This window comes from Croceibacterium xixiisoli (assembly GCF_009827305.1).
Lineage (GTDB): Bacteria > Pseudomonadota > Alphaproteobacteria > Sphingomonadales > Sphingomonadaceae > Croceibacterium_C > Croceibacterium_C xixiisoli.
The window spans coordinates 390508-414187 of sequence record NZ_WTYJ01000003.1; the positions used below are offsets into that span (position 1 = coordinate 390508).

Below are 23680 nucleotides of genomic sequence, written 5' to 3' on the forward strand. Positions count from 1 at the left end.
CCCGATCAGAGGCGAGGGGCCTGCGAGAAATCGAGGTCGCGCGCGGTCACCACGCGCACCGGCTCACCCGGTCGCACGCGGATGGTCGGGCTGATCTGGCCGTTCTGCTGCAAGGCGGTGGAGGCTGCGCTCTGCCCGCCGCCCAGCACCACGGCCGTGCCGCCGCCGCTGGCGATGGTGCTGAGGCCGCCGATCACCGACAGCAGCATGGCCGAACCGAAGCGCTGGAAGAAATGGCTGTCGACCTTGCCCGGCAGGCCGCCCGATCCATCAAAGGCGCTGGCGGGGGAGGCGAGGGCGACCGACACGCCATCAGGGCGGATCAGCCGGGTCCAGATGACATAGGCGCGCTTCTGCCCGGCCTGCAGGCCGGACTGATACTGACCGATCAGCCGGGTCGAACGCGGGATCAGCACGCGCTTGCCGTCAAAACTGCGCACGTCCTGGCTCACCAGCGCGCGGACATAGCCCGGCACATCGGTGTTGATCGCGGTTTCCAGCACGGCCGGGATCATCGTGCCCTGGGTGACGGTGGTGGCCGGATCGAAATCGCTGCGCGCAACAGCCGGTCCGCCGCCGACGCCACCGATGCGGCTGGCGAAATCGCCCGCCGTGCCGCCGACCGATGCGGGGGCGGCTTCCGGGGCCGCGATGGCGGCTGCGGCGGCTGCGGGTACCTGCACGGCGCCGCCATCGAACACGATGGTCTGCGAGGCATAGGGATTGCCGGCCGGCTGGGCCATGGCATTGGGATCGGCCGCCATCACGGGGGTGGGCGCCGGATCCTGCTGCGGCTGGGCGCCGGGCTGGGCATTGGCCAGCGGCACCACTTCCTGATCGGCTGGTGGGATGAAGCGATTGGCTTCTGCATTGGCCTGCGCCGCCTGCTGGGCAGCCTGCTGGTCGTCGGTGCGGGCTGCGTTCAGACCCCACAGTGTCGCCGCGCCGAGCAGCGCCACCAGCCCGACGCCAGCGGCGAGACCGACCGCATCGGAGCGGCCCTTGCGCGCCGCGACCGTGGGATAGGCGGTGCGGCTGGCCAGATCGATCACCTCTGCGCTGGCTTCCTCGCGCGGATCGGCATCATTGCGGGTCTGGCTGGTCTTGTCCGGCAGGCGCGTCGCAAGCTTCATGTCAGTTTCCTCCCGACCGGGAATTGTTGGCCGCCAGTGCCGCATCGCGCGGTGCTGCCGCCTGACGCGGCGGGCCATTGTTGATCAGTGTGGCAAGATCTTCGCCCGCGCGCAGCACGATTTCACGCGGCACGCCATCGACCACGATCGTATCGCCCCGCACGGCAAAATTCACCGGGCCTTCCACCCCTTCTTCATTCTTGATCAGAATGGCGGGCAGCACAGAACTGGCCGGCCAGGACAGGAAGGTGGCATCGCCATCGTCATAAATCCGCTGCGGCAGCAGCTTGCTGGCGCCGCGGGTGGTCCAGGCGAAGTTCAGCCGGGCCGGATCGGTGACAGCATAAGGATCGGTTGCAGCCGCGAGTTCGGTTGCGTTGGGCCCTTCGACGTCCGCCACCTGCGTGCCTTCTTCGGGCTCTGGCTCCAACTCCTTGGGATAGGTGAAGGCCAGCACATAGAGCGGGGTACGCACCTGTGGCCCGGCAACCAGATCGAACAGATAGGTGTGCTTGCTGGTGACCACCGTCATATTGGTGGCGGCGCGTTCGGCCAGCGGCTTCACGAACAGCAGATTGGCCCGCCGATTGGGGGTGACCTGCCATTTCTGGGAATCGCCGATGGCGACATTTTCGATCGTTTCGCCTTCGCCGAACTGGATCGTGGCCTGCACATTCACGCGGCCGTCGATGCGGACCACCTGATTGGGATCATACAGCCGTTCGACCAGCCGCGCATCGCGGGCCTGAGCGGGCAGGGCGAGGCCGGTGGATGCCAGGGCGGTGGCAAGCAGCGCTGCGGCAGGCAGAACTGCGGCAGGCAGGGCGCGAATCATTACTTCGTCTCCGGTTTGCGCGGCGGGGCGGAGCGGAACCGGCTGCCGATACCGCGCGCGCGCGATGGGCCAGCCGATTGCGGCTGGCTGCTGCCGGGCGTCACGGCGCCGGCAATGATACGGGTTTCACGATGAGTTCCCCCACCGCCGGCGCCACCACTGTCATTCGCGGCCACCATCGATCCGGTCATGCGGATCTGGCGTGCGGCGGCGGCGGCCACGGCGGCGGCCTGCGTCGTCTGCGCCACAGGGACGGGCGTGGGTGCAGGCGCCGGGCGCGGGGTGTTGTCGGACTGTCGATCGGCGCGATCGGAACTGCCGCCAGCCAGGCCGAAGACGTTCCAGCCGGCCACCATGGTGCCCGCGACCTTGAGCACCATGATCATCAGCGCCACATGCACGGCACCGATCATGAAGAAGGCCATGGCCGCGCGCGGTTCGATCTTGCCAGGGGTCTGGCCGATGGCGGCGATCACCGGCACCGCCAGTTCCAGCATCAGCGATCCGCCCAGCACCGCGAACAGCGGGGTCAGCGCCACCAGCACAACGCCCTTGAGCCAGCCGGTGAACAGGCCGCGTGTCGCCTTGAACAGCGCCAGCACGGTGAACACCGGGCCCAAGGCCAGCAGCACGGCCAGCGCGATCTTGCAGGTGGCCAGCACGCCGACGGTGCCCAGCAGCAGCAGGGTTGCGCCCAGCCACATCAGCCCGGGGGGCGAGAAGACCGAGGTTGCCTCCGTCTCCGCCTGATCGCCGGCCGCCTGCAGCAGGGCGTTGAAAGTGATATCGATCTTGTCGGCGAACACATTGGTGGCGGTTTCGCCGCCGCCCATCAGCCAGCCGGCAATTTCATTCGGGGCGCCGGCTGCCAAGGCATAGATCGTGCTCTGCAGTGCGGTCAGGCTGGTGGCGAAGGTCAGCACCAGCGTCATGGTGATCAGCTTGGGCGTGAGCGCGGCAACGCCCATCCGCATCCGCCCGGTGATCAGGCCGAAGCCGAGCAGGGCGACGAACATCGTGAGCATGATGGTCAGCGCAGTGGAAAAACTGCTGTTGGCCATCAGGCGGCTGACCGCCATCTGCGATGCCTGGCCAGCGGCGCAATCGACCGCGCGCAGCGCCGAACCGACGCCGCCGCCGATATTGTCGATCGCCTGCTGGCAGGTGGCCGGGGTCATTCCGCCGCTTCCCACCGGGCGAAGCTGCCATCAGCCTGCGGTTCTTCCACCGCGGGTTCGGTAACGGCACCGGGCCAGGGGCGGCCGGTCAGGGCCGGGAACCACAGCGCCGGATCATCGCCGACAGTTTCACGCAGCAGATCCACCCGCCGGACCGCGCTTTCGCGGCCGGACAGCATGGTCAGCACTTCGGGTGCGCCCGACAGATCCAGCCGCACGACAACGCTGGCGTCAGGCTGCCGCACCAGGAAGCAGCGGCTGTGGGCCGGCAGGCTGCGGATGAGCGCCAGCTCATGTTCGGTCAGGCCGAAGCCGTCGCAATAATCTTCCGGCCGGGCGCGCGAATTGGGCATGAACACCATGGTCGCGGTCTGTTCGACCAATGCGGTGGAAATACGGCTTTCCAGCGCATCGCGGGCAGACTGGGTGGCAAAGCCGACCAGCGCATTGCGTTTGCGCAGGGTTTTCAGCCAGTCGCGGATGCGGGCGGCAAACACCTCGTCATCCAGCGCCTTCCAGCCTTCATCGATCAGGATCATGGCGGGATCGCCATCCAGCCGTTCATCGATCCGGTGGAACAGATACATCATGGTCGGCGTGCGCAGGCGCGGATTTTCGAGCAGCGCGGTCATGTCGAAACCCATTACCCGGGTCGACAGATCCAGCTGATCGGTCGCATTGTCGAACAGCCAGCCATGCTCGCCATTTTCGATCCACGGGTTCAGCCGATCGGCCAGATCGCCTGGCTGCGGGCGGCGGGTGCCGGACAGCAGTTCACGGAAATAGCGCAGCCGGCGCAGGCTGGCATCATTGCCGAAGGCGGCGTCGACCGCGCCGGCAATGGTGGCCAGTTCTTCGGGACCGGTGGCCTGCAGCAGCACGCCCAGCCAGTCACGCAGGAAGGCGCGGTTGGTGGGATTGTCGGGCAGGGCCATGGGGTTGAACCCGCTCGGTTCACCCGCGCGGATGCGATCATAACGCCCGCCGATGCCGCGAATGAACAACTCCGCGCCGCGATCCTTGTCGAACAATACGGTCCGGGGGGAGAATTTCTGCGCCTGTGCGGCGAGGAAGTTCATCACCACGGTCTTGCCCGAGCCCGACGGGCCGATGACCGAGAAATTGCCCAGATCGCCGTTGTGGAAATTGAAGAAGAACGGGGTGGCGCTGGTGGTTTCCAGCAGGGTGACGGCATCGCCCCAGTGATTGCCCTGGGCCTGACCCAGCGCGAAACCGTGCAGCGAGCCGAAACTGGCCATATTGGCGGTGGAGATCATCGACCGGCGGGCCAGATAGCTCTCGTTACCGGGGAACTGACCCCAGAAGGCCGGTTCCAGATTGGTGTCCTCACGCACGGCGATCGCGCCCGTATCGGCCAGGGCGGCGGCGCAGGCAGCGCTCGCATCATCCAGCCGGGCCAGATCGCTTTCGCGCACGAGCACGCTGAGATGGTGATCGCCGAAGGCCACCGAACCATTGCCCAGCGCATCGCGGGCGGACAGCATGTCCGCGCGTTCCGACATCGCATCCTCATCCGCAGAGCGCAGGCGGCGAATGGCCAGATCGATCTTTTCCCGCGCGGTCTGCCGTTCCTGCGGGGCGAAGCTTTCGCTGACGATCATTTCGAATGGCATGCGCAGCAGGCCATCGAGCAGACCCGGCGAAGTGCCGTCAGGATAATCCTTGAGGCTGAGCATGGCGGCGAAATCGGACCCGCCGGCGCCGCGCACCTCCATCGCATCCACGCCGAAGCTGGCGCGGCGATAGGGCAGCATATTGCCGATATCGACATCGTTTTCCGGGCGGCGCACCGGGCGCATTTCGCCGTTGTAGAGCGCGCTCAGCAGTTCGAGCAGTTCGTTGTTGGTGTTGCCGCTGGCACCGATGTAATCGCCCAGCGGTTGCGCGCCGTAATCGCCGAGCGAGGCGCCCAGCGCCTGGATCGCCGCGCGCAGGCCGCGCATGTCCTTCACATCGGCTTCGATATCGTCCTGCCGGCGGCGTTGCAGCATCTTGCCCAGCCGTTCGGCCCAACCGGCCTTGCCGCGGGCAGGGCGGCGGATCAGGGTGACGAACTGGTCGTTGACGAACAGCGAGCCGCTGGACAGTTTTTCACGCCAGCGCCGATCGATATGGGCGGACAGCGGATCATCGAATTGCGCGTCCAGCTCCACCGCCACGCGGCGGCGGATGACGTGGTGGTACATGACGAAGCGCGAATCCAGATTGGAGCGCAGCATCACTTCGCGCGTGGCGGCGTGGGCGTTGAGCGCAACCGTGTCTTCGGTTTCGAACAACAGCCCCGGCACCTGCAGCGCGCTCATCAGCGAACCATCGCGCAGCAGCACGGTGTGCTGGTCCACGAGCCGCGCATAGGGCAGGCGATCGCCGGCCTGCGCCTCCTTGGCGCTCCATGCGGCAGCTCCCAGCCACTTCGTCTTCATTGACTTACTCCGTGCCGCCAGGCGGCATGGCCATCGCGCCGGTCAGGGCGGCGCTCAGGCGGTATAGCTGTTGCAGCCCCAGCGTTTCCAGTTGGGAACGCGGGGACATTTGCTGACCTTGGTGATCCACAGGTCGAAGATCCGCGGTTCGCGCAGGCAGGCGAAATAGCCGATCACATGCATCACAAACGGCACGGGCAGGATCCAGAAGCTCCGGAAAATCAGGAAGGCTTCGGTCGTGACCAGCAGGTTGATGATGAAGTAATTCATGGTCACGCCCGCAAACATCTGCGGCCGTGTCAGGGCACGATGCACGGGGCTGCGGACCATTTCCATGACCGCGTTACCCGACCGCTGCCGCGCTCTGGATACCGGCAACGATGGTTGCGGCACCGAACAGGATGAAAAGGCCGATGATCACGGTCGCGCCGAAGCGCCAGTTCATCCGCCCGGTCAGCATCATGAAGCCCACGGCTGCGACGGCCATCACGGCCACGGCGGTGGCGACATTGCCCAGCATGGTGCCCTGCATCCACGACAGCGCGGCGACGATCGGGCCGGACCCTTGCGGATCGCCGGACTGGGCCTGGGCTGCGGCGGGCAGGAAAAGCGTGGCCATCAGGGCCAGTCGGGAAAACAAACGCATGTTATTCAGGGCTCCGGGAATGGGCGGAAAGTCTGCCCATGATGGCAGATACATAAGTCTGAGTCTCGCGAATGCGCGGAATGCCACCAGCGCGGATCACGCGCCCGGGGCCGGCATTGTAGGCGGCGAGCGCGCGTTCCAGATCGCCGTCGAACCGGTCGATCTGTTCGCGCAGATAGCGGGCGCCGCCTTCGAGATTGGCAAAGGGATCATCGGCATCGACGCCCAGATATCGGGCCGTGCCCGGCATCAGCTGGGCCAGGCCGCGGGCGCCGACGGGGGAGATGGCGTTGGTGCGCCAGCGGCTTTCCTGCCACACCAGCGCCTCGATCAGCGCGGGGCTGAGGTCGAAACGGGCGGCAAGCTCTGCCACCTTGGCGGCATAGGCTGCGGGAACCTGCGCGGCGGTGCGGTGGGGCATGGCCATGGCGTGGTCGGGGACGAGCAGCGTTTCGGCCGGAACTTCGGCCAGCGGGAGGGCGCTGGCGGCGTCGTCTGCGGGCAGATTGGCCACGGGTGCCAATGACATAGGGCCGTTGACCCAGCGCGCATCGCCGTTGTCGCCGATTTCGAGGACGTCGGCCTGCGCGGGCGACACACACAGCGCGGCCAATGCCATAAAGGCAGCGACTTTACCGGCGCGCAGAATCATTTGGCCCTCCATCCTCGGGCCATTGCTTACCGGAAATGACACTGGCGTGACAGTGGGTGGTTCATGCGCCGGACCGCGCCCTGCCTGCGCATGAACGCGCGCCACCTGCGCATGGAGCCGGCAGGGGCCACCTGACCCCCGCCGGAAAGACCGGGCTCAGCGCAGGGCGAGCGTGGTGCGGTCGAGCGAATGCATTGCCAGGCGAGCAGCGTGGCGGGAATCCATCCAGCTGCCGTCAGCCAGTTCCAGCTGGTAGCGGGTGCTGCTGTCGGCGGCGGCGCGATAGGCGGCTGCGGCCCGTTCGCTGTCTCCGCTGCGCTGATAGGCGGCGCCCAGATTGATCAGCAGCGCGGGGTCAGACGGTTCGGCGGCGAGCCGTTCCTGCAAGGCGGCAATGGCGGCGGCATTCTGTCCGTTCGCGATTTCTTCAAACGCGACATCGGTTGTCTGCAGGCTTTCCGATTCCGGCGGCGGAACAGCGACACCGGCCTGAATGGCGAACAGTGCAGCGGCGGTGAACATCCCAAACATGGCCCTACTCCTTATATTCTATGCCTGCAGTGTGCGGCCGCACCGACCAATCTGCAACCAAAATGAAATATTGTCATAAAAGAGTAATATTGAACTTGGCCTGAAAAATATTCCAGAAAAGTCAGATGTTTGCTGCAATTGTGTGCTTTTCATGTCGCAATGCAAACTCCGGTTCCGGACTGCAAACAAACTGTCACGTTGAGCGCCTAGCAGCCGACCCTGCGACCTAGATTTCGCATCTGTTCGATTCTCGGTTTTTGAGGGGACCGCTCGCCGTGACTAAAATTTCCCGTTCGCTTGTTCTTGGCTGCAGCATGCTGGCGCTGGCCGCCTGCGGTCCTGACGATATTGCTTCGCCCGGCACGGGCGGTGACGTGATCATCAATCCGCCGGCAACGCCCGCCCCGACCCCGCCGTCGACCCCGACCCCGACCGGCGTCGTCGCAGCCACCGGCTGCCCGACCATCGCCGATCCCCAGGGTCTGACCGATGCTGGCACCATCACCGGCCCGACCGGTTCGTGGCGCGTCTGCACGCTGCCCAAGGTGATCCGCGCTTCGAGCACCCTGCCGCGTCTCGATGGCGTGCTGTACCAGATGGCTGGCCGCGTCGACGTCGGTTGCGATGGCGGCTTCACCGCCCCGACCGCCGGTGCCCCCTTCACCACCTCGACCGTGGGCTGCCCGTCGTCTTCGCTGACGGCCGATACCAATGTCACGCTGACGATCGATCCGGGCGTGACCGTCTTTGCCGGCACGGGCCAGTCCTGGCTCGCCGTCAACCGCGGCAACAAGATCAACGCCGTCGGCACCAAGGCCATGCCGGTCGTCTTCACCAGCCGCGACAACGTGCTGGGCCTGAACAGCGATTCGTCGCAGGGTCAGTGGGGCGGCATCGTGCTGATGGGCCGCGCCAAGACCACCGATTGCGGATTTGGTACGGTTGCGTCCGGCACCTGCGAACGCCAGACCGAAGGCGCGCCGGATCCCGCCCGTTACGGCGGCAATGACGACACCTACAACGCCGGTCGCATGAGCTATGTCCAGATCCGCTATTCCGGCTTCGTGCTGGGGGCGAATTCGGAACTGCAGGCCCTGACCACGGAATCGGTCGGCAGCGGCACCGTGCTGGATCATATCCAGTCGCACAACAGCTCTGACGATGGTGCGGAATTCTTCGGCGGCCAGTTCGGCCTGAAGCATTTCGTCGTGACCGGCGCGGACGATGACAGCCTCGACGTTGACACTGGCGCGCGCGTCGATATCCAGCATGCCCTGCTGATCCAGCGTCCGGGCCTGGGCGACGGCCTGATGGAAATCGACAGCAACGGTCAGGAAACCGACACCCCGCGCACCCGTCTGCGCGTGGCCAACTTCACGGCCGTGCAGAACCAGGTCAGTTCCAACAACGAAGGCAATGCCCGCGCATCGCTGTTCTTCCGCGGCAATGCCGATGTCGAGCTGATCAATGGCGTGGTGGTATCGCCGAACAATGAATGCATCCGCATGAACGGTTCGGGCGGCGCCAACGCAGCCACGCTGGAAGCAACCTCGGTCCTGCTGACCTGCAGCGCCGAAAAGTTCCTGGGCACGGGCACCTACACCAATGCGCAGGTCGGTGGCTTCTTCACCGGCGGCGTGAACAACAAGGACAGCTTCACCTCGACGCTGACCGGCCTGTTCATCAATGGCGCGGGTGAAACCAGCTCTCTGGCCGTCGATCCGAAGACGATTTCCTCGTTCTTCGACACCACCACCTATGTTGGCGGCGCTGCCAGCACCGGTGACAAGTGGTGGGAAGGCTGGACCTGCAACAGCTCCTACGCCACTTTCGGCACCAGCAACACCGGTGCCTGCACCACGCTGCCGGTCTACACCACCACAGCGGCCTGATCTTAAAAGGGGGGGCGTACCGGGCATGGGCCTGCGTGCGCTCCCCCCTTTTCTGTTTCGGGCATTTTCTGTTTCGGGGGCGTCCCGGGCAGCGTTCGACCATCGAATCTTGAGGGGTTTCGTACCATGACCACTGGCAAGCAGCTGGGTGGGCTGCTTCTGCTTACCACCGCGCTGAGCTTTCCTGGTGTCGCGCTTGCGCAAGACACCGCCGCCAACAGCGGCCAGCAAAACCCCGTTTCGGCTGATCAGCCGGTCGAAGAGCCTGTCGCGCAAGAAACGGATATTTCCGTTCCCGGCGGTACGATCGTGGTCACCGGCCGCATCAACCGGGATCCGACCCGCAATTCCAGCCAGGTGCTGAACGTCCTGTCCAGCGAGCAGATCGCGCGCACGGGCGAAGGCAATATTGCCGGTGCGCTGGGCCGCGTGACGGGCCTTTCGGTGGTGGGCTCCGGCTTCGTCTATGTGCGCGGCCTGGGCGATCGCTATTCGCTGGCGCTGCTCAACGGTTCGCCCCTGCCGAGCCCCGAGCCGCTGCGCCGCGTCGTGCCGCTCGACCTGTTCCCCACCGGCCTGGTTGCATCCTCGCTGGTGCAGAAAACCTATTCCGCCAACTATCCCGGCGAATTCGGCGGCGGTGTGATCAATCTGACCACGAAGGCTATTCCGGACGAGCCCTTTCTGACCGTGGGCGTCGGCGGATCCTGGGACAGCGAAACCACCAACCAGACCGGCTATTCCTATTTCGGGAGCAGCAGCGACTGGACCGGTTTCGACAACGGCAATCGTGACATTCCGCCCGCGCTGGCTGATTTCTTCGCCAGCGGCGAACGGATCAGCGGCGGGAATGTCGATACGCAGGCCATCGCCGGTCAGTTTGTGACCGGCCGCAATGCAGTCGTGCAGCGCTTCAGCAACATGCCGGCCAACTGGTCGGGTTCGTTTTCCGGCGGTACGGCCATCCAGCTGGGCGCCAGTGAACTGGGCGTGATCGTCGGTGGCGGTTACAGCAACAAATACACCACCCGCGATGCAATCCAGCAGGGTTCGTTCTCTGCCGATCTGTCGGCCGTGGATTCCGATTACCGTCGGGTCTCGACCGACCAGCGCATCGTCGTCAACGGCATGCTCGGCCTGGGCCTTAAGTTCGGCGAGAACACCATCCGCTGGACCAATCTCTACATTCGCGACACCGTCAAGCACACGCGGCTGGGCCTGGGTCAGGAAATGCAGGGCATTGCCGATTTCATGCAGCAGGACACGGCATGGTATGCCCGTCAGCTGATCGACACCCAGTTCGTGGGCGAATTCCACCCGATGGACGGTCTGAGCATCGACGTGCGTGGCGGTTACGCCAATTCGAAGCGCGATGCGCCGTTCGAGCTGTCGTTCGAATATGTCCGGACCAACACGCCTGCCGATCCCTATGGCGACCATTTCGTCAATCGGCTGAACCGCAACGCCGGCAGCGCCGACGTCACCTTCTCCGAACTCAATGAAGATCTGTGGTCGGGCGGCGTGGACGTCAGCTACGAAGTGCTGCCGCGCGTGGTCGCCACCATCGGCGGCGCGATTGCGGATACCACCCGCACAAGCTCTCGCCGTTCGTTCCTGTTCGACGCGCCGACCAGCTTCGAATCCGGTGTCGGCATGCTGCGCCCCGATCTGCTGCTGCAGCCGGGCATCATCGATTATTACAACATCGGCCTGATCGAGGACGATGAAAGCAGCCCGGCCTTCCGTGCCAAGCTGGAAAACTATGCCGGTTACGGCAAGATCAACGCGGAACTGGTGGAAGGCATCGTGCTCGACGCCGGTGTCCGTTATGAAACCGCCAAGCAGACGGTTTCGCCGATTCAGGTGTTCAACACCCCCAGTGGCTCCACGGCCGCCACACAGCTGGACAACAATTACTGGCTGCCTGGCGCGACCCTGACCTGGGAAGCGCGCCCGGATCTGCAGTTCCGCATCAGCGGGTCGAAGACCATCGCCCGCCCGCAGTTCCGCGAGCTGATCTATCAGCCGTATTTCGATCCCGAAAGCAACCGGACCTATCTGGGTAACCCGCTGCTGCAGGACAGCCAGCTCTTCAACGCCGAAGCGCGTGCAGAATGGTACATCAACCGCGACGAAAAGATCTCTCTGGCCGGCTTCTTCAAGAAGATCGACAATCCGATCGAAGCGTTCATCGTCTCGCTCAGCGGCATTCAGACCGTCAGTTATGCCAACGCCCCTTCGGCCAGCCTCTATGGTGCCGAATTCGAAGTGCAGCAGATGTTCGATCTGCCCAACGGGTTGTGGGAACAGGGCCAGCGGATCATGCTGGTCGGCAACTACACCTTCACCAAATCACAGCTGGAAGTGTCTTCCGGTGATACGGTGCGGGTGTTCGGTGCATCGTCGGGCATTGCAACCGACTATTTCCGTGATGGTGCGTCGCTGACCGGCCAGTCCGATCATCTGGTCAATCTGCAGTTCGGCCTGGAAAACGCAGACCGGCTGTCGCAGCAGACCTTCCTGCTCAACTACGCCAGCGACCGTGTGGTCACCCGTGGCCTGAACGGTTCGCCGCCGCAGCCCGATGTGATCGAACGGCCGGGCCTCACGCTCGATTTCGTCGCGCGTGAAGGTTTTTCGGTGTTTGGCAAGAATGTCGAAGCGAAGGTCGAAGTGCGCAATATCTTCGGCCGTCGCCACGAGGAATTCCAGCAGTTCGAAGCCAATCGTATCGACGTGAACACCTACAATGTCGGCACCACCTTCTCGGGATCGCTGTCGGTCACGTTCTAAGGTAACAGCCTCCCTCCCTGCGCCACTCTTCTGGCGTAGGGCATCAAGCCGCCGCTCCCCTCACGGGGCGGCGGCTTTTTATTTACGTCGTACCGAGTTTGATCCGTGAGTTTGTTGCTGTTAAAAATGTGAATCGATTTGGATGAGTAGGCAAGACATTGGCTTGGTCAGTACCGGAATACAAACCTGAGCAGGTCAACGCAGCTGGTAAAGCACTGGGTGTGATGGTATTTCCGGTGAGCAATGTTTCGGGACTTGAGGCGTTAGGGGTGATCAACAACTGGCGCTCAGCGCACGCTTATCCTCTGAACACTTTTCAAATAACTCTTCGGCATCGCGCTAGAAAAATTGAAAGTAAGGTAGTAGTTGCCCAAAGGGCAAAGCGGCTTGACTCAATTCATCGGAAACTTGTCGTGAAGCCTACGATGCGCATGACACAGATGCAGGACATTGCTGGATGTCGAGCTGTGTTCAGTAGGTTGTCCCAAGTCTATCGTCTTGTTCAGGCGTATAAGACCGGATCTTTTGATCATAAATACAGAAACGAAAAGGATTATATCCAAAATCCCAAACCTGATGGGTACCGTTCTTTTCATCTGGTTTATGAGTATATGGGAACGGCTAAGACCGCCGCTTACAATGGTCTTCGTGTTGAAATCCAAATAAGGACTCAAGCCCAGCACGCTTGGGCGACTGCGGTTGAGGCTGTCGGTATTTTTACGAAGCAAGCAGTGAAGTCTAGCCAGGGCGACGAGGATTGGTTGCAATTTTTTGCTCTGATGAGTTCGGCAATTGCATCAATGGAAAAAACACCATGCGTGCCGGGAACTCCTACCAATAAGATAGCGCTTCGTAACGAACTTGAAAAGTTAACTTTAAAACTTCGCGCAAGAGATATGCTAAAAGGCATATAATACTACTTTAGTAACGCTGGGTTCGGCCAAGGATGCAAAATATTTCATTGTAACGCTTGATCCCGATGAAGGGCATATAACTCTTATGCGTTACAAAGCTAAGGAATCTGCCGAAGCAAATCGAATGTATACAGAATTAGAAAGTCAAATAGCGGATGAATCCAGAAAGCAAGTGGTTCTAGTTTCGGTGGCAGATATTAATGCTTTGAAGAGGGCGTACCCAAATTATTTTTTGGATACGGCTCTTTTTTCTCGGTTGGTTGATAGGGTTCTTCGAGGAAAGTTTCCGGACCCCATTCCTCACCAACAAGTGTTGCCTGGTTTCTAGTATGAAAAAATTTAAATATACTTAAATTGAAAAATACTCACCAGTAAAAAATTATTTGAAGAACAAGTCGCAGGCGACGGGAGGTTGGCTTCGTATAGTTAAATGCGTGTATACTGGTCGACAAATGCGAAGTGCCCCTCAGGTCAGGTCGAGCACATAGCCCTTGCCGTGGACCGTGCGCAGCAGGTGATCGGCGCCGGCGCCGCGCAGGCCGAAGCGGAGGCGCTTGATCCAGACGTCGACGGTGCGCAGATAATCAGGATCACCGGCCTTCCCCAACGCATCGACCAGATCCTTGCGGGTCAGCACGCGATTGGGGTTTTCGGCCATATAGCGCAGCACGCGGAATTCATTGGGGCGCAGCGGTACCAGGCTGCCCTGCCACAGGGCCTGTTCGCCGGTGACATTGATATGCAGCCCGCCGGCAGAGATCACCTGACCGGCGGTGCGGGCGGCGCTGGCCGGTTGCAGCGCCATTACCCGGTCGAGCATGGCCGAACGGTCCAGCGGGCCGACGGCATAATCATCGGCTCCGGCCTTGAGCGCGCGGCGGCGATCGTCGCTGTCATCGCGTTCGAGCACCATGGTGACATGGGCATCCTGCAGCCGCGCATCGGCGCGCAAGCGACGGCACATTTCCAGGCCGGACAGATCGGGCATGACCCAGTCGACGAAGATCTGCGCCTGGCCTTCGATCAGCTTGCGCGGACCATCGGGGCCGAGCAGTTCGAAGCTGTAGGCCGTATCCCCATGGGCGAATTCGGCGAATCGCGCTGCATCCGGATTGGATGTGAAGATTTTGACGCGCTTCATGGTCTCAGGCCCCTTGTAACGGGCGTTCCCTGCCGGGGGGATGTGACTTCCGTATGACGGTATTACGGCAGGAAATATGCGGCTCGATCCCGTGAGGATCATCACCCTCATGCTGCAGGAACTGCTTCCCGAATGACAGCAACCTCGCCCTGTGCTTCATTGCCCTGCCGTTGCGGACAGACAGGCTGTTGGCTGCCAGCGCACGACATCAGACCAGCAAGCAACTGTGACTGTTCCATATAGAGGATGGCAGGATGGACAATGCGACGGATATGTCGGTGGGCGGGGAAAACGACCGCTGGATGCTGCTGGAACGCCAGTCCGATGAGGGCGGGTTCATGGTGGTACGGACCCGGGTCAATGACGACATTCATGAATGTGCACGGGCTAACCGGATCACCGCCGTCATTTGCGATATCGATGCACGACATGTGAACGACAGCGGGATGCCGCTTTGCATGGACGCGTTGTACGATCTTGAAGATCATCTCATCGCCATGGTCGCGGATCGTGCCGAACCCGGCTTCCACACAGCCAGCGCCACCGGCGACGGCAGGCGCACGATCTATTTCGTGCATGCGCCCGAACTCGACCTGGCTGCTGTGGTGGCAATGGTATCAAGCGATGTCGCGGTGATTGCATGCAATAGCCATTTCGCATTCAAAACCTATGACGCCTTTGTCACTCCGACCCAGCTCGATACGCAGGTCGATGGCGATCGAAGAGTGATCAGTTCCCTGAATACGCATGGTGATGACGGATCCATCCCCAGGAAGATCGATTTCTGGTTCTATGGTGATCGGGCAGACCTGGAGGGGCTTGCCGCAAATTTGTCTGCGTCAGGCCTGCTCATCGATCATTGGCTGGAAGACGAGACAGGGCTGGTCCTGACCTGTGACGCCCCTGCCAATTTCAGCACTTTTGCAGAACTGACACCCATGCTGCTTGAAGCGGCCGCGGCTTCAGGCGTTCGTTACGATGGCTGGGAAACGCTCGTGATCAAGGAACCTGAATCCCAGTCCAACCCGTCTTTCTTCAAGCGGCTGTTGGTGCAGGGTAAGGCTGATTGATTGCCGTTTTCGCGTGCCGGGTGGCGATGTTTGGCATCGGCCACCCGGGCGCTGCCGGCGGTCACACTTCGTCTTCCACCTGCACTTCGTTCACATCCCCCTTTGACGCCGCCATTTCCCCCAGCGTCACATAATCCACCTTGCCCGTGCCCAGCACCGGCAGTCCCGCCAGGATGCGGATGTCGCGCGGCACCATCAGTTCGGTCACGCCATGGGCGCGCGCCCATTCCTGCAGGCTTTTCGCGTTGGCATCTGCTGCAGTGGTGAACAGCACCAGGGTTTCGCCCTTGCGCGGGTCTGGCCGGGTGACCACGGCATGCATGGCGTCTGGCCAGACGGAGGCGGCGTAGGATTCCACCGCCGGCAGAGAGACCATTTCCCCGCCGATCTTGGCGAAGCGTTTGGCCCGGCCGCGAATGGTGATGAAGCCAGCATCATCGAAAGTGACGATATCGCCGGTGTCGTGCCAGCCTGCCACCGGGGGTTGCAGCACGCCCGGGTCTGAGGCGAGCAGATAGCCGGCCATGACATTGGGCCCGCGAATGAACAGCCGGCCACCTGCCGCAATGCCGGGCACGGCATCCAGCCGCGCCTCGATCGCGGGGAGCAGGCGGCCCACCGTGCCGGCCTGGAAATGCATCGGGGTGTTGACCGCGATCACCGGGGCCGCCTCTGTTGCACCATAGCCTTCCAGCACGCGCAGGCCGAATTTCTCCGCATAGATGCGACGGGTTTCATCGCGCACTTTCTCGGCCCCGGCGAAGATGTAGCGCAGCGAATAGAAATCATAGGAATGGGCCATGCGGGCATAGCCGGCCAGGAAGGTATCGGTGCCGAACATGATCGTGGCATTGGCATCATAGGCCAGCGCCGGGACGATGCGGTAATGCAGCGGACTGGGGTAAAACACGGTGCGAATGCCGTTGAACAGCGGCAGCAGCGTGCCGCCGGTCAGCCCGAAGCTGTGGAACACGGGCAGGGCGTTGAGCACCACATCGGCGGAATTGAAATCGATCCGTGCGGCAAGCTGCGCGCAATTGGCCAGCAGATTGCGATGGGTCAGCACCACGCCCTTGGGCGCGCCTTCCGATCCGCTGGTGAACAGGATCACCGCCGGCGCATCGGGCGAAATGTCGAGTTTCCGATGACGCCGGGCGATGCCGCCGCGTGCCAGCAGGGCGCGCAGTTTTTCGCCGCCGCTGATCGTCTGGCCCAGATCTTCCAGCCAGACGATCCGCCGGCCATCGCCCTCCAGCGCGGCGATGACATCGGCCAGTTTCGCCTGTTCGACAAAAGCGCGGGAGGTGACGATGGTGGCGATGGAACCGGTAACGCAGGCCGACCGGAGATTGGCGGCGCCGACGGTGAAGTTCAGCATGGCCGGCACGCGGCCGATACCCTGCAGCGCGAAAAAGGTGACGGCGACCGCGCTGACATTGGGCAGCAGCACGCCGACCGCTTCGCCCTGGCGCGTGCCCTGCGCCAGCCGCTTGCCGATCAGCCCGGCACCGATCAGCAGCCCATCATAGCTGAGCGGTTCGCGCTTCACATCTTCCACCACCAGCGCCTTGCCGCCGTGGATGTCGCGCGCGTCGGTCAGCGCGGTGAACAGCGTGCGCGATGTGTCCGACGTGTCGAAGATCATCCGGCTCATTTCATCATAGAGCCGCCGCCCGGCGATCGCCCGGCGCTGACGCGCGCTCATTTCGCCTTCGATGGTGAAGCGGCGCGGGGGCAATACGGTCAGGGTGATCTTCGGGAACCAGCGCAGCCGCACCTTGCCCTTCATGCGCGAGAACGGGGTATATTGTGGCCCGTCCAGCCGCACGGGGATCAGCGGGGCATCGGCCTTGTCCGCAACCATGCCGGGCCCGTCGAACACTTTCATCAGGGCACCGGTGCGGGTGATGCGTCCCTCGGGGAAGATCACCAGCGTCTGCCCTTCCTTCACCGCCTTGACCATGGCCTTGGCCGCCATCGGATTGGTGGGATCGACCGGGAAGCTGCGGAACAGGCTCAGGAACGGGCGCACCGCCAGGCTGCGGGCGATATGGGTGTTGATGGCGAAGGTGGGCTTGCCCGCCAGGAAGGCGCCCAGGATCAGCCCATCGAGGAAGCTGAGATGGTTGACCACGACCACCGCGCGTTCCCCCGGTGCGGGCATATGTTCGGCGCCATGCACCTCCACCCGGTAAAACAGCCGCAGCGTGGCGCGGATCACATCCTTGAACAGGGTTTCGGGCAGCAGCCATACGCTCATCAGCGCGACGCCCAGCGTGGCGAAGCCGAGCACGCCGATCAGCCCGGGCACCGCCATGCCAGCAGCAAGCAGGCCGGTGATCGCCAGCACGGCCACCACGGTGACCCCGGCATTGACGATATTGTTGGCCGCGATGATCCGCGATCGTTCTTCGGGTGGGCTGTGGACCTGGATGATGGCGTAGAGCGGCACGATGAACATGCCGCCAGCGAAGGCGATCACCGCCAGATCGATGAGGATGCGCCAGGAGCCAGGGGTGGCCAGGAACTGCGCGGTGGAGGCGCCGGCCGTGCGGACGGAAAATCCGCTGGTCGAGAGCCACAGATCGATCAGCCCGAGCGAGAGCAGCAGGGCGGAAATGGGCACATAGCGGGCCGAGACCGCGCCGCCGAGCAGCTTGTTCACGGTGATCGATCCGATCGCGATCATGACCGAGAACACGATCAGGAACAGCGTGGCAACTTCCTGCTGCGCGGCGAGCGTGCCGCTGACCAGCGGGGCAAATTCCGACACCAGCACCGCGCCGGCGGAAAAGAACCAGCTGATCCCCAGAATGGCGAGCCACACGCCGCGCCCGTGCTGGGCCGTGCGCAGGATCTGCCAGGTGCCGCGCCAGATGTTCCAGTCCAGCGGCTCTGCCTGGCGCAGCGGCGGGGCGGGGGGAATGGCGAAGGCGGCGACCAGCCCCAGGGCGGCGATGCCCATGGCGACCAGGCCAGCCTCCCACGCGGGAATCACGCCGGCGAGCAATTGCCCGCCCAGAATGGCCAGGAAGGTGCCGGCTTCGAACAGGCCGGTGCCGCCCATGATTTCCTGCGGGGCGAGATGCTGCGGCAGGATGGAGAATTTGACCGGGCCGAACAGGGTAGAATGCAGCCCCATCAGGAACAGGCTGGCCAGCAGGACGGGGATCGACTGATACCAGAAGCCGCCCAGCGCCAGCGCCATGATGCCGACCTCCGCCCCCTTGATCCAGCGGACCAGCCGCGCCTTGTCCACCATGTCGGCCACTTGCCCGGCCAGGGCGGAGAACAGGAAATAGGGCAGGATGAAGAGGCCGGTGGCGACCGCGGCCAGCATCTCCGCCTTGTCCGGCTGGGTGGCGAAGATGCCGAAATTGGCCAGGAACAGCATGGCGAACTTCAGCAGATTGTCGTTGAAGGCACCCAGGAACTGCACCACGAACATCGGGGCGAAGCGGCGCCTGGTCAGCAGGGACAGATCGGGTGCGGACATGAGTACCTCTGTGCTGAAAGTGCGGGAGTGAATAGGCCGGCGGATATTACGGGCGGTTTAAGGCTGATCCTGCCGCAAGCGAATCCATGACCGAATCCTTCATATCCATCTGGCTATCGATAAAATGATCAGTGTTCAATAATTAAATTATCACTGTTTAATTTTTGCCGAAGCCGGGTTATGAGCATCCCGGGAACAAGCACGAGAGGTGTGGCTATGAAGCGAGGATTGCTGAAGCAGCTGGGGCGCGATCTGGAGGCGCCGATCGAGGCGCGCGGATTCGGCACCGGTTGGTTCTCCGGCTTTTTCGCGCTGGTGCTGGCGATTTTCGGCCTGTGCTGTGTGCTCGCGCTGCGCTGGCCCGAATGGACCGCACTGCCCGAACTGGCCGTGCTGCGCGACAATCCATCCTTCCGCATGGTGGTCCATGGCGTGTTGCTGGCGGCTTATGCGCTGGCGCTGCTGAGCCTGTTGCTGCGCCCGCGCAAGGCGCTGGGGCTGACGGCGCTGCTGATCGCGCTGGCGGCCACGATCCTGGGCGGGGCGGCGGTGCAGGCGCGCGAAACGCATGACTGGGGCATCTTCTTCGGGGTCGATTTCTTCGCCGTGAACATGATCGCGACCGGGCTGATGTTCGCGCCGGTGGAACGGCTGTTCCCGCACAAGGCGAGTCAGCGGCTGTTCCGCACCGAATGGCGGGAGGATCTGTTCTATTTCCTCGTCAGCTCGATGATGGTGCAGCTGCTCACCTTCCTCAATCTGGCGCCATCAAGCTATATCAATGCCCATGTTAACTGGCTGGCCGGCACGCGGGAATTCGTGTCCGGCCTGCCGTGGCTGGTGCAGTTCGCGGCGGCGATGTTCCTGACCGATCTGGCGCAATACTGGTTCCACCGCATGTTCCACCGCGTGCCGTTCCTCTGGGGGTTCCATGCGGTGCACCACAGCGCGAAATCGATGGACTGGCTGGCCGGGGCGCGGATGCATTTCATCGAGATCGTGCTGCTGCGGTCGGTGACCTCGCTGCCGCTGCTGACGCTCGGCTTCCTGCCCTCGGTCATGCAGGCTTATGTCGGGGTGGTCTATGTCTGGTCGTCGCTGCTGCATGCCAATGTGCGCGGCGATTTCAACGCGCTGGGCCAGTGGATCGCGCTGCCGCGGTTCCACCATTGGCATCATGCGATCGAGCGGGAAGGGGTGGACAAGAATTTCGCCATCCACTTCCCGATTCTGGACCGGATCTTCGGCACCTATTACCTGCCTGAAAGCCGATGGCCGTCCGGCTATGGCGTGCCGGAGAAGGTGCCCAGCGGCTATTTCGCCCAGTTCACATATCCCTTCGTCCGGAAGCGTCGCAAAAATGGGTAGGCGGTCAGACCACAGCCGCGCGGAATTGCGCGAAATGATCATCACCGAAGGCCACCGGCAGATGCAGGAGGTCGGCTTTGCGCGGTTTTCCGCGCGGGAGGTGGCCAAAAGGATCGGCTATTCGATCGGCACGCTCTACAATGTGTTCGGCAATTATGACGGCATGATCCTGGCCATCAACGGCCGCACGCTGGACAGCTGGCGTGGCTTCCTGGACAGCCAGCTGGCGAAAGCCGGGCCGGATGCCGACCGGCTGAAATGCGCGATCGATGCCTATTTCGAATTCGCCATTGCCCATCGCCATGCCTGGGCCGCGCTCTATGATTTCCGCCTGCCGGAAGAGGTGCCGCTGCCCGAATTCTATCAGGACAAGATCACCGGCATCATGGATCTGGTGGTGCGGGAAGTGGCGCTGGTGCTGCCGCCCGACCGGCAGGATGAGGCCGTGCCGCTGGCCCGATCGCTGCTGGCGACCGTGCATGGTCATTGCGCCTTCACGCTGAACGGCACCTTCGCTTTGCTGGGGGAGACCGACCCGCTGGCTGCTGCGCTGCAGCGGGTGAACGAGGCGCTGGCGCGATAGCGTTGGCGCAGGGGTTTGCGTTTTTGCTCCATATAGGGTACCCCCCTATCCCATGGCGCATCATTCACACGATCGGGATCGGATTCTCGCCCGCGTCCGCCGCATTGGCGGGTTGATTGCCGCGATCGAACGGTCGGTCGAGGGCGATGCGCCGTGCCGTGACACGCTGCATCTGGTGGCGGGGGTGCGCGGCGCGGTCGGCGGGTTGATGGATGAGCTGATCGAGGAACAGCTGCGCGAACATGTCGCAGCGCCGGGCTTGAGCGATGCCGAGCGCAGCGAAGCGGCCCAGGAAATTGCGACGCTGCTGCGCCGCTATGCGAAATAGGACGGAATGTGAGCATCGATCTGGATAGCCGGCGGCAGACGCATGATTTCCTGGGCGCGTCGCATGATGAAAATGCGAAGCGGACGCTGTGGGTGGTGGCGCTGACCGCCGTGATGATGGTGATCGAGATCATCGCCGGTTACTGGACCGGATCGATGGCGTTGCTGGCGGATGGTTTCCACATGGCGACCCACGCCGGGGCACTGGGGATCGCCGCGATCGCCTATCGTTATGCCAAGGCCAATGTCGGCAACACCCGCTTCAGTTTCGGCACCGGCAAGATCGGCGAACTGGCCGGCTTCGCCTCCGCCATGGTGCTGGGCATGGTGGCGTTGGGGATCGCGTGGGAATCGGTGATCCGCCTGGCCAACCCGACCGGCGTGGCCTTTGGCGAGGCGACCATCGTCGCCGTGGTCGGGCTGGTGGTCAATCTGGTCAGTGCCGCGCTGCTGATGGGTGGGCACAGCCATGGGCATGGGCATGGGCATGGCCATGGCCATCACCACAGCCATGCGCATCACCACCATCACCATGATGACGATGATCACGATCATCAGCATGGACACGATCATGACGATGATCATGGGCACGGTACTGCGACGAAGCCGGGCAAAAAAACCGGCCATGACAACAATTTGCGCGCCGCCTATGTCCATGTGCTGGCCGATGCGCTGACATCGGTGCTGGCGATCGTCGCGCTGCTAGCCGGGCGCTATCTCGGCTGGGTGTGGCTGGATCCGCTGATGGGCATCGTCGGCGCCGTGGTGATCACCCGCTGGGCCTGGTCGCTGATGCGCGACACCGGCGCGATCCTGCTCGATATGGCGGACCCGCAGCTGCTGAAGGAAATCCATGATTGCGTCGAGGCGCCTGGCGATGCGCGGATTGCGGATGTGCATATCTGGCAGGTCGGCCCGCAGGCGCATGCCGCGATCGTGGATGTGATCGGCCATGTGACCCCGGCACAGATCCGTCAGCGGCTGCTGCCCGTACATGAGATTGCCCATCTGACCGTGGCGGTGGAACCGCCGCACGGCTGAGGGCGGGAAGGCTTCCGCCAGGCTGGAAGCCTCGAAAATCCCATCCAAACACCGATCATATGCAGATCGCGTTTTGTCGATCTCGAATTCCAATGCCCGGCTTCGATATTTGGCCGCCATCCCGATCGCATCAATCCTGATGTCGATCGACGGACAAGCGGGAATATCTGCATATGAACGGCATCAAATTCGTCGGCGCGATGTGTGTTTCGGTGATGGCTTGCGGTGTGATCGCATCGCCATCCCATGCGCAGGATGCGGCGGTGGAGGGGGCGGATTCCGGTTCCGTCACCGTGAACGGATCGGTCACCCTGGCATCGGATTACCGGTTTCGCGGTGTATCGCAGACCGATGGCAACATGACGGTGCAGGGCGGGCTGACCGTCAGCCACGACAGCGGGCTTTATGCCGGCGCCTGGGCTTCCAACCTGGCAGGTTGGGGCACGTTCGGCGGTGCCAATATGGAGCTGGACCTGTTGCTGGGCTTCAAGGCCGATCTGGGCGGTGGGGCAATGCTGGACACCGGGCTGATCTGGTACATGTATCCCGGCGGCGCGGATGATACGGATTTTGCCGAAATCTATGCGAAACTGTCCGGCACCACCGGTCCGCTGACCCTGACGGGCGGGGTGCAATATGCGCCCAAGCAATATGCCCTGGCCAATGTGTCGAACGCGCCCGACAGTGCCGGCCAGACGCAGGACAATCTCTATCTGTTTGCCGATGGCCTGATGGCGGTGCCCGAAACGCCCTTCACCGTGAAGGCGCACATCGGCTATTCGGATGGCAATCCCGGGCTTGGCCCCAATGGCACGAGCGTCAGCCCCACGGGTTCCTATTGGGATTGGATGCTGGGCGTCGATACCAGCTGGCGCAATCTGACTCTGGGCGTGGCCTATGTCGATACCGACATCAGCGATGCAGAGGCGCTGCGCCTGCAGCCCAATTTCAGCAAGGGGCAGGACGGCAGCGGATCGATTGCCGATGGCACGGTGGTGCTCAGCCTGACGGCGGCGTTCTGAGCGGCGCGGGCGCAGGTGCGGGCCGATATCATGTTGCAACCGGGCAGCATCATCCGCGTGCCGCAGCCGTGGTATGTCGATCCAGCCCTGCGCCTGGGCGGTGCGGGGCTGATCGCCCTGGCCGTGGGCGCCATCTTGCTGCTGGTGAGCATGGTCCGCACGATCCCGTTCCACCCGGCCACGGCGGCGGAGCTGGGCCTGGCGGCCGCCGCTGTGCTGGGCGCGAGCGGGGGCAGCGTCATGCTGTGGCAGGGGGCGCGGATGTTCGATCGCGTGGTCATCGCCAAATCCCCAGGCGGTTGGCTTTGACCCCGTGCCGGCGGGCGCAAACACTATGCAAAACATATTCCGATCGGCCGGGGCCGATCTCGCAATGAAACGCTGACCGGGCCTAATTGCGCATCCTCTTGCTGTGTTCCCCCGCCCTCCCGGCGTGGGCGCAGGCTGACAGGGGGCCGGAATATGGTGGCGCATGACAGGGGCGGCCGGGCTGCGGTCGCCATCACGGGGCCACTGCCGGCGCGTATTTCGGGCAGTGGCGCCCGCTATCCAAGGAACATCTGACTATGGGCGACATCATCTGGGTCGGCCTCATCGCCGGCCTGCTGGCTCTG

Annotated in this window: 20 protein-coding genes; 10 read left to right on the forward strand and 10 right to left on the reverse strand. The window is 63.1% G+C overall.

Going from position 1 to position 23680, the window contains the following annotated elements; all coding sequences use genetic code 11:
• Nucleotides 1-5 precede the first annotated feature (5 nt).
• The 8 genes from GRI97_RS15525 to GRI97_RS15560 form a co-directional block, all read right to left on the reverse strand.
• Nucleotides 6-1133 (reverse strand): TrbI/VirB10 family protein, encoded by a 1128-nt coding sequence (locus tag GRI97_RS15525; protein ID WP_161392108.1) that lies wholly within the window; start codon nucleotides 1131-1133, stop codon nucleotides 6-8.
• A gap of 1 nt (nucleotide 1134) precedes the next feature.
• Nucleotides 1135-1968: a TrbG/VirB9 family P-type conjugative transfer protein gene (locus tag GRI97_RS15530; protein WP_161392109.1), complete on the reverse strand. Its 834-nt coding sequence runs from the start codon at nucleotides 1966-1968 to the stop codon at nucleotides 1135-1137.
• Nucleotides 1968-3146: a type IV secretion system protein gene (locus GRI97_RS15535; protein WP_161392110.1), complete on the reverse strand. Its 1179-nt coding sequence runs from the start codon at nucleotides 3144-3146 to the stop codon at nucleotides 1968-1970. Before GRI97_RS15535 ends, GRI97_RS15530 begins: the two co-directional genes overlap by 1 nt.
• The gene (locus tag GRI97_RS15540) at nucleotides 3143-5590 is read right to left on the reverse strand and encodes a VirB4 family type IV secretion/conjugal transfer ATPase (RefSeq protein WP_161392111.1); all 2448 of its coding nucleotides are present in this window, start codon (nucleotides 5588-5590) and stop codon (nucleotides 3143-3145) included. The genes GRI97_RS15535 and GRI97_RS15540 overlap by 4 nt, the downstream gene beginning before the upstream one ends.
• Before the next feature lie 54 nt (nucleotides 5591-5644).
• Nucleotides 5645-5926 carry a type IV secretion system protein VirB3 gene (locus tag GRI97_RS15545; RefSeq protein WP_161392112.1) on the reverse strand — a complete coding sequence of 94 codons (282 nt, stop codon included), beginning with the start codon at nucleotides 5924-5926 and terminating at the stop codon, nucleotides 5645-5647.
• 7 nt (nucleotides 5927-5933) lie between these two features.
• Nucleotides 5934-6236 carry a TrbC/VirB2 family protein gene (locus tag GRI97_RS15550; RefSeq protein ID WP_161392113.1) on the reverse strand — a complete coding sequence of 101 codons (303 nt, stop codon included), beginning with the start codon at nucleotides 6234-6236 and terminating at the stop codon, nucleotides 5934-5936.
• Nucleotide 6237: 1 nt separating this feature from the next.
• On the reverse strand, nucleotides 6238-6888 hold the full coding sequence (locus GRI97_RS15555; RefSeq protein WP_235917876.1) for a lytic transglycosylase domain-containing protein: 651 nt from the start codon (nucleotides 6886-6888) through the stop codon (nucleotides 6238-6240).
• 156 nt (nucleotides 6889-7044) lie between these two features.
• Nucleotides 7045-7419: a hypothetical protein gene (locus tag GRI97_RS15560; protein WP_235917877.1), complete on the reverse strand. Its 375-nt coding sequence runs from the start codon at nucleotides 7417-7419 to the stop codon at nucleotides 7045-7047.
• A gap of 275 nt (nucleotides 7420-7694) precedes the next feature.
• Between GRI97_RS15560 and GRI97_RS15565 the strand changes: the two genes are divergently transcribed.
• The 3 genes from GRI97_RS15565 to GRI97_RS15575 all read left to right on the forward strand — a co-directional run bounded on the left by GRI97_RS15565 (nucleotide 7695) and on the right by GRI97_RS15575 (nucleotide 13018).
• Entirely contained in the window at nucleotides 7695-9311 is a 1617-nt protein-coding gene (locus tag GRI97_RS15565; RefSeq protein ID WP_377019704.1) for a hypothetical protein, read from the forward strand.
• 126 nt (nucleotides 9312-9437) lie between these two features.
• Nucleotides 9438-12104, forward strand: coding sequence for a TonB-dependent receptor domain-containing protein (locus GRI97_RS15570; protein WP_161392114.1), 2667 nt, complete (start codon nucleotides 9438-9440; stop codon nucleotides 12102-12104).
• Between the two features lie 158 nt (nucleotides 12105-12262).
• Nucleotides 12263-13018 carry a RelA/SpoT domain-containing protein gene (locus GRI97_RS15575; RefSeq protein ID WP_161392115.1) on the forward strand — a complete coding sequence of 252 codons (756 nt, stop codon included), beginning with the start codon at nucleotides 12263-12265 and terminating at the stop codon, nucleotides 13016-13018.
• Between the two features lie 466 nt (nucleotides 13019-13484).
• Here GRI97_RS15575 and GRI97_RS15580 read toward each other — a convergent pair whose 3' ends face one another.
• On the reverse strand, nucleotides 13485-14159 hold the full coding sequence (locus GRI97_RS15580; protein WP_161392116.1) for a response regulator transcription factor: 675 nt from the start codon (nucleotides 14157-14159) through the stop codon (nucleotides 13485-13487).
• A 254-nt stretch (nucleotides 14160-14413) separates the two neighbouring features.
• Between GRI97_RS15580 and GRI97_RS15585 the strand changes: the two genes are divergently transcribed.
• Nucleotides 14414-15229 (forward strand): ribonuclease E inhibitor RraB, encoded by an 816-nt coding sequence (locus GRI97_RS15585; RefSeq protein WP_161392117.1) that lies wholly within the window; start codon nucleotides 14414-14416, stop codon nucleotides 15227-15229.
• 61 nt (nucleotides 15230-15290) lie between these two features.
• Here the strand turns inward: GRI97_RS15585 and GRI97_RS15590 are convergent, their stop codons facing one another.
• The gene (locus GRI97_RS15590; protein WP_235917878.1) at nucleotides 15291-18725 is read right to left on the reverse strand and encodes an acyl-[ACP]--phospholipid O-acyltransferase; all 3435 of its coding nucleotides are present in this window, start codon (nucleotides 18723-18725) and stop codon (nucleotides 15291-15293) included.
• A gap of 216 nt (nucleotides 18726-18941) precedes the next feature.
• Between GRI97_RS15590 and GRI97_RS15595 the strand changes: the two genes are divergently transcribed.
• The 6 genes from GRI97_RS15595 to GRI97_RS15620 all read left to right on the forward strand — a co-directional run bounded on the left by GRI97_RS15595 (nucleotide 18942) and on the right by GRI97_RS15620 (nucleotide 23375).
• Nucleotides 18942-20093 (forward strand): sterol desaturase family protein, encoded by a 1152-nt coding sequence (locus tag GRI97_RS15595; protein ID WP_161392118.1) that lies wholly within the window; start codon nucleotides 18942-18944, stop codon nucleotides 20091-20093.
• The gene (locus tag GRI97_RS15600) at nucleotides 20086-20676 is read left to right on the forward strand and encodes a TetR/AcrR family transcriptional regulator (protein WP_161392119.1); all 591 of its coding nucleotides are present in this window, start codon (nucleotides 20086-20088) and stop codon (nucleotides 20674-20676) included. Before GRI97_RS15595 ends, GRI97_RS15600 begins: the two co-directional genes overlap by 8 nt.
• Nucleotides 20677-20728: 52 nt before the next feature.
• Nucleotides 20729-21004, forward strand: coding sequence for a metal/formaldehyde-sensitive transcriptional repressor (locus GRI97_RS15605; RefSeq protein ID WP_161392120.1), 276 nt, complete (start codon nucleotides 20729-20731; stop codon nucleotides 21002-21004).
• Nucleotides 21005-21012: 8 nt separating this feature from the next.
• Entirely contained in the window at nucleotides 21013-22044 is a 1032-nt protein-coding gene (dmeF, locus tag GRI97_RS15610; RefSeq protein ID WP_161392121.1) for a CDF family Co(II)/Ni(II) efflux transporter DmeF, read from the forward strand.
• A 173-nt stretch (nucleotides 22045-22217) separates the two neighbouring features.
• Complete coding sequence (locus GRI97_RS15615) at nucleotides 22218-23066, forward strand: TorF family putative porin (RefSeq protein ID WP_161392122.1); 849 nt, start codon at nucleotides 22218-22220, stop codon at nucleotides 23064-23066.
• A 30-nt stretch (nucleotides 23067-23096) separates the two neighbouring features.
• Nucleotides 23097-23375: a hypothetical protein gene (locus tag GRI97_RS15620; protein WP_161392123.1), complete on the forward strand. Its 279-nt coding sequence runs from the start codon at nucleotides 23097-23099 to the stop codon at nucleotides 23373-23375.
• The last annotated feature ends 305 nt before the right edge of the window (nucleotides 23376-23680 follow it).

Coding starts and splice junctions, on each gene's coding strand:
- GRI97_RS15525 (WP_161392108.1), bottom strand. CDS start 1,133: ATGAAGCTTGCGACGCGCCTGCCGGACAAGACCAGCCAGACCCGCAAT.
- GRI97_RS15530 (WP_161392109.1), bottom strand. CDS start 1,968: ATGATTCGCGCCCTGCCTGCCGCAGTTCTGCCTGCCGCAGCGCTGCTT.
- GRI97_RS15535 (WP_161392110.1), bottom strand. CDS start 3,146: ATGACCCCGGCCACCTGCCAGCAGGCGATCGACAATATCGGCGGCGGC.
- GRI97_RS15540 (WP_161392111.1), bottom strand. CDS start 5,590: ATGAAGACGAAGTGGCTGGGAGCTGCCGCATGGAGCGCCAAGGAGGCG.
- GRI97_RS15545 (WP_161392112.1), bottom strand. CDS start 5,926: ATGGAAATGGTCCGCAGCCCCGTGCATCGTGCCCTGACACGGCCGCAG.
- GRI97_RS15550 (WP_161392113.1), bottom strand. CDS start 6,236: ATGCGTTTGTTTTCCCGACTGGCCCTGATGGCCACGCTTTTCCTGCCC.
- GRI97_RS15555 (WP_235917876.1), bottom strand. CDS start 6,888: ATGATTCTGCGCGCCGGTAAAGTCGCTGCCTTTATGGCATTGGCCGCG.
- GRI97_RS15560 (WP_235917877.1), bottom strand. CDS start 7,419: ATGTTTGGGATGTTCACCGCCGCTGCACTGTTCGCCATTCAGGCCGGT.
- GRI97_RS15570 (WP_161392114.1), top strand. CDS start 9,438: ATGACCACTGGCAAGCAGCTGGGTGGGCTGCTTCTGCTTACCACCGCG.
- GRI97_RS15580 (WP_161392116.1), bottom strand. CDS start 14,159: ATGAAGCGCGTCAAAATCTTCACATCCAATCCGGATGCAGCGCGATTC.
- GRI97_RS15585 (WP_161392117.1), top strand. CDS start 14,414: ATGGACAATGCGACGGATATGTCGGTGGGCGGGGAAAACGACCGCTGG.
- GRI97_RS15590 (WP_235917878.1), bottom strand. CDS start 18,725: ATGTCCGCACCCGATCTGTCCCTGCTGACCAGGCGCCGCTTCGCCCCG.
- GRI97_RS15595 (WP_161392118.1), top strand. CDS start 18,942: ATGAAGCGAGGATTGCTGAAGCAGCTGGGGCGCGATCTGGAGGCGCCG.
- GRI97_RS15600 (WP_161392119.1), top strand. CDS start 20,086: ATGGGTAGGCGGTCAGACCACAGCCGCGCGGAATTGCGCGAAATGATC.
- GRI97_RS15605 (WP_161392120.1), top strand. CDS start 20,729: ATGGCGCATCATTCACACGATCGGGATCGGATTCTCGCCCGCGTCCGC.
- GRI97_RS15615 (WP_161392122.1), top strand. CDS start 22,218: ATGAACGGCATCAAATTCGTCGGCGCGATGTGTGTTTCGGTGATGGCT.
- GRI97_RS15620 (WP_161392123.1), top strand. CDS start 23,097: ATGTTGCAACCGGGCAGCATCATCCGCGTGCCGCAGCCGTGGTATGTC.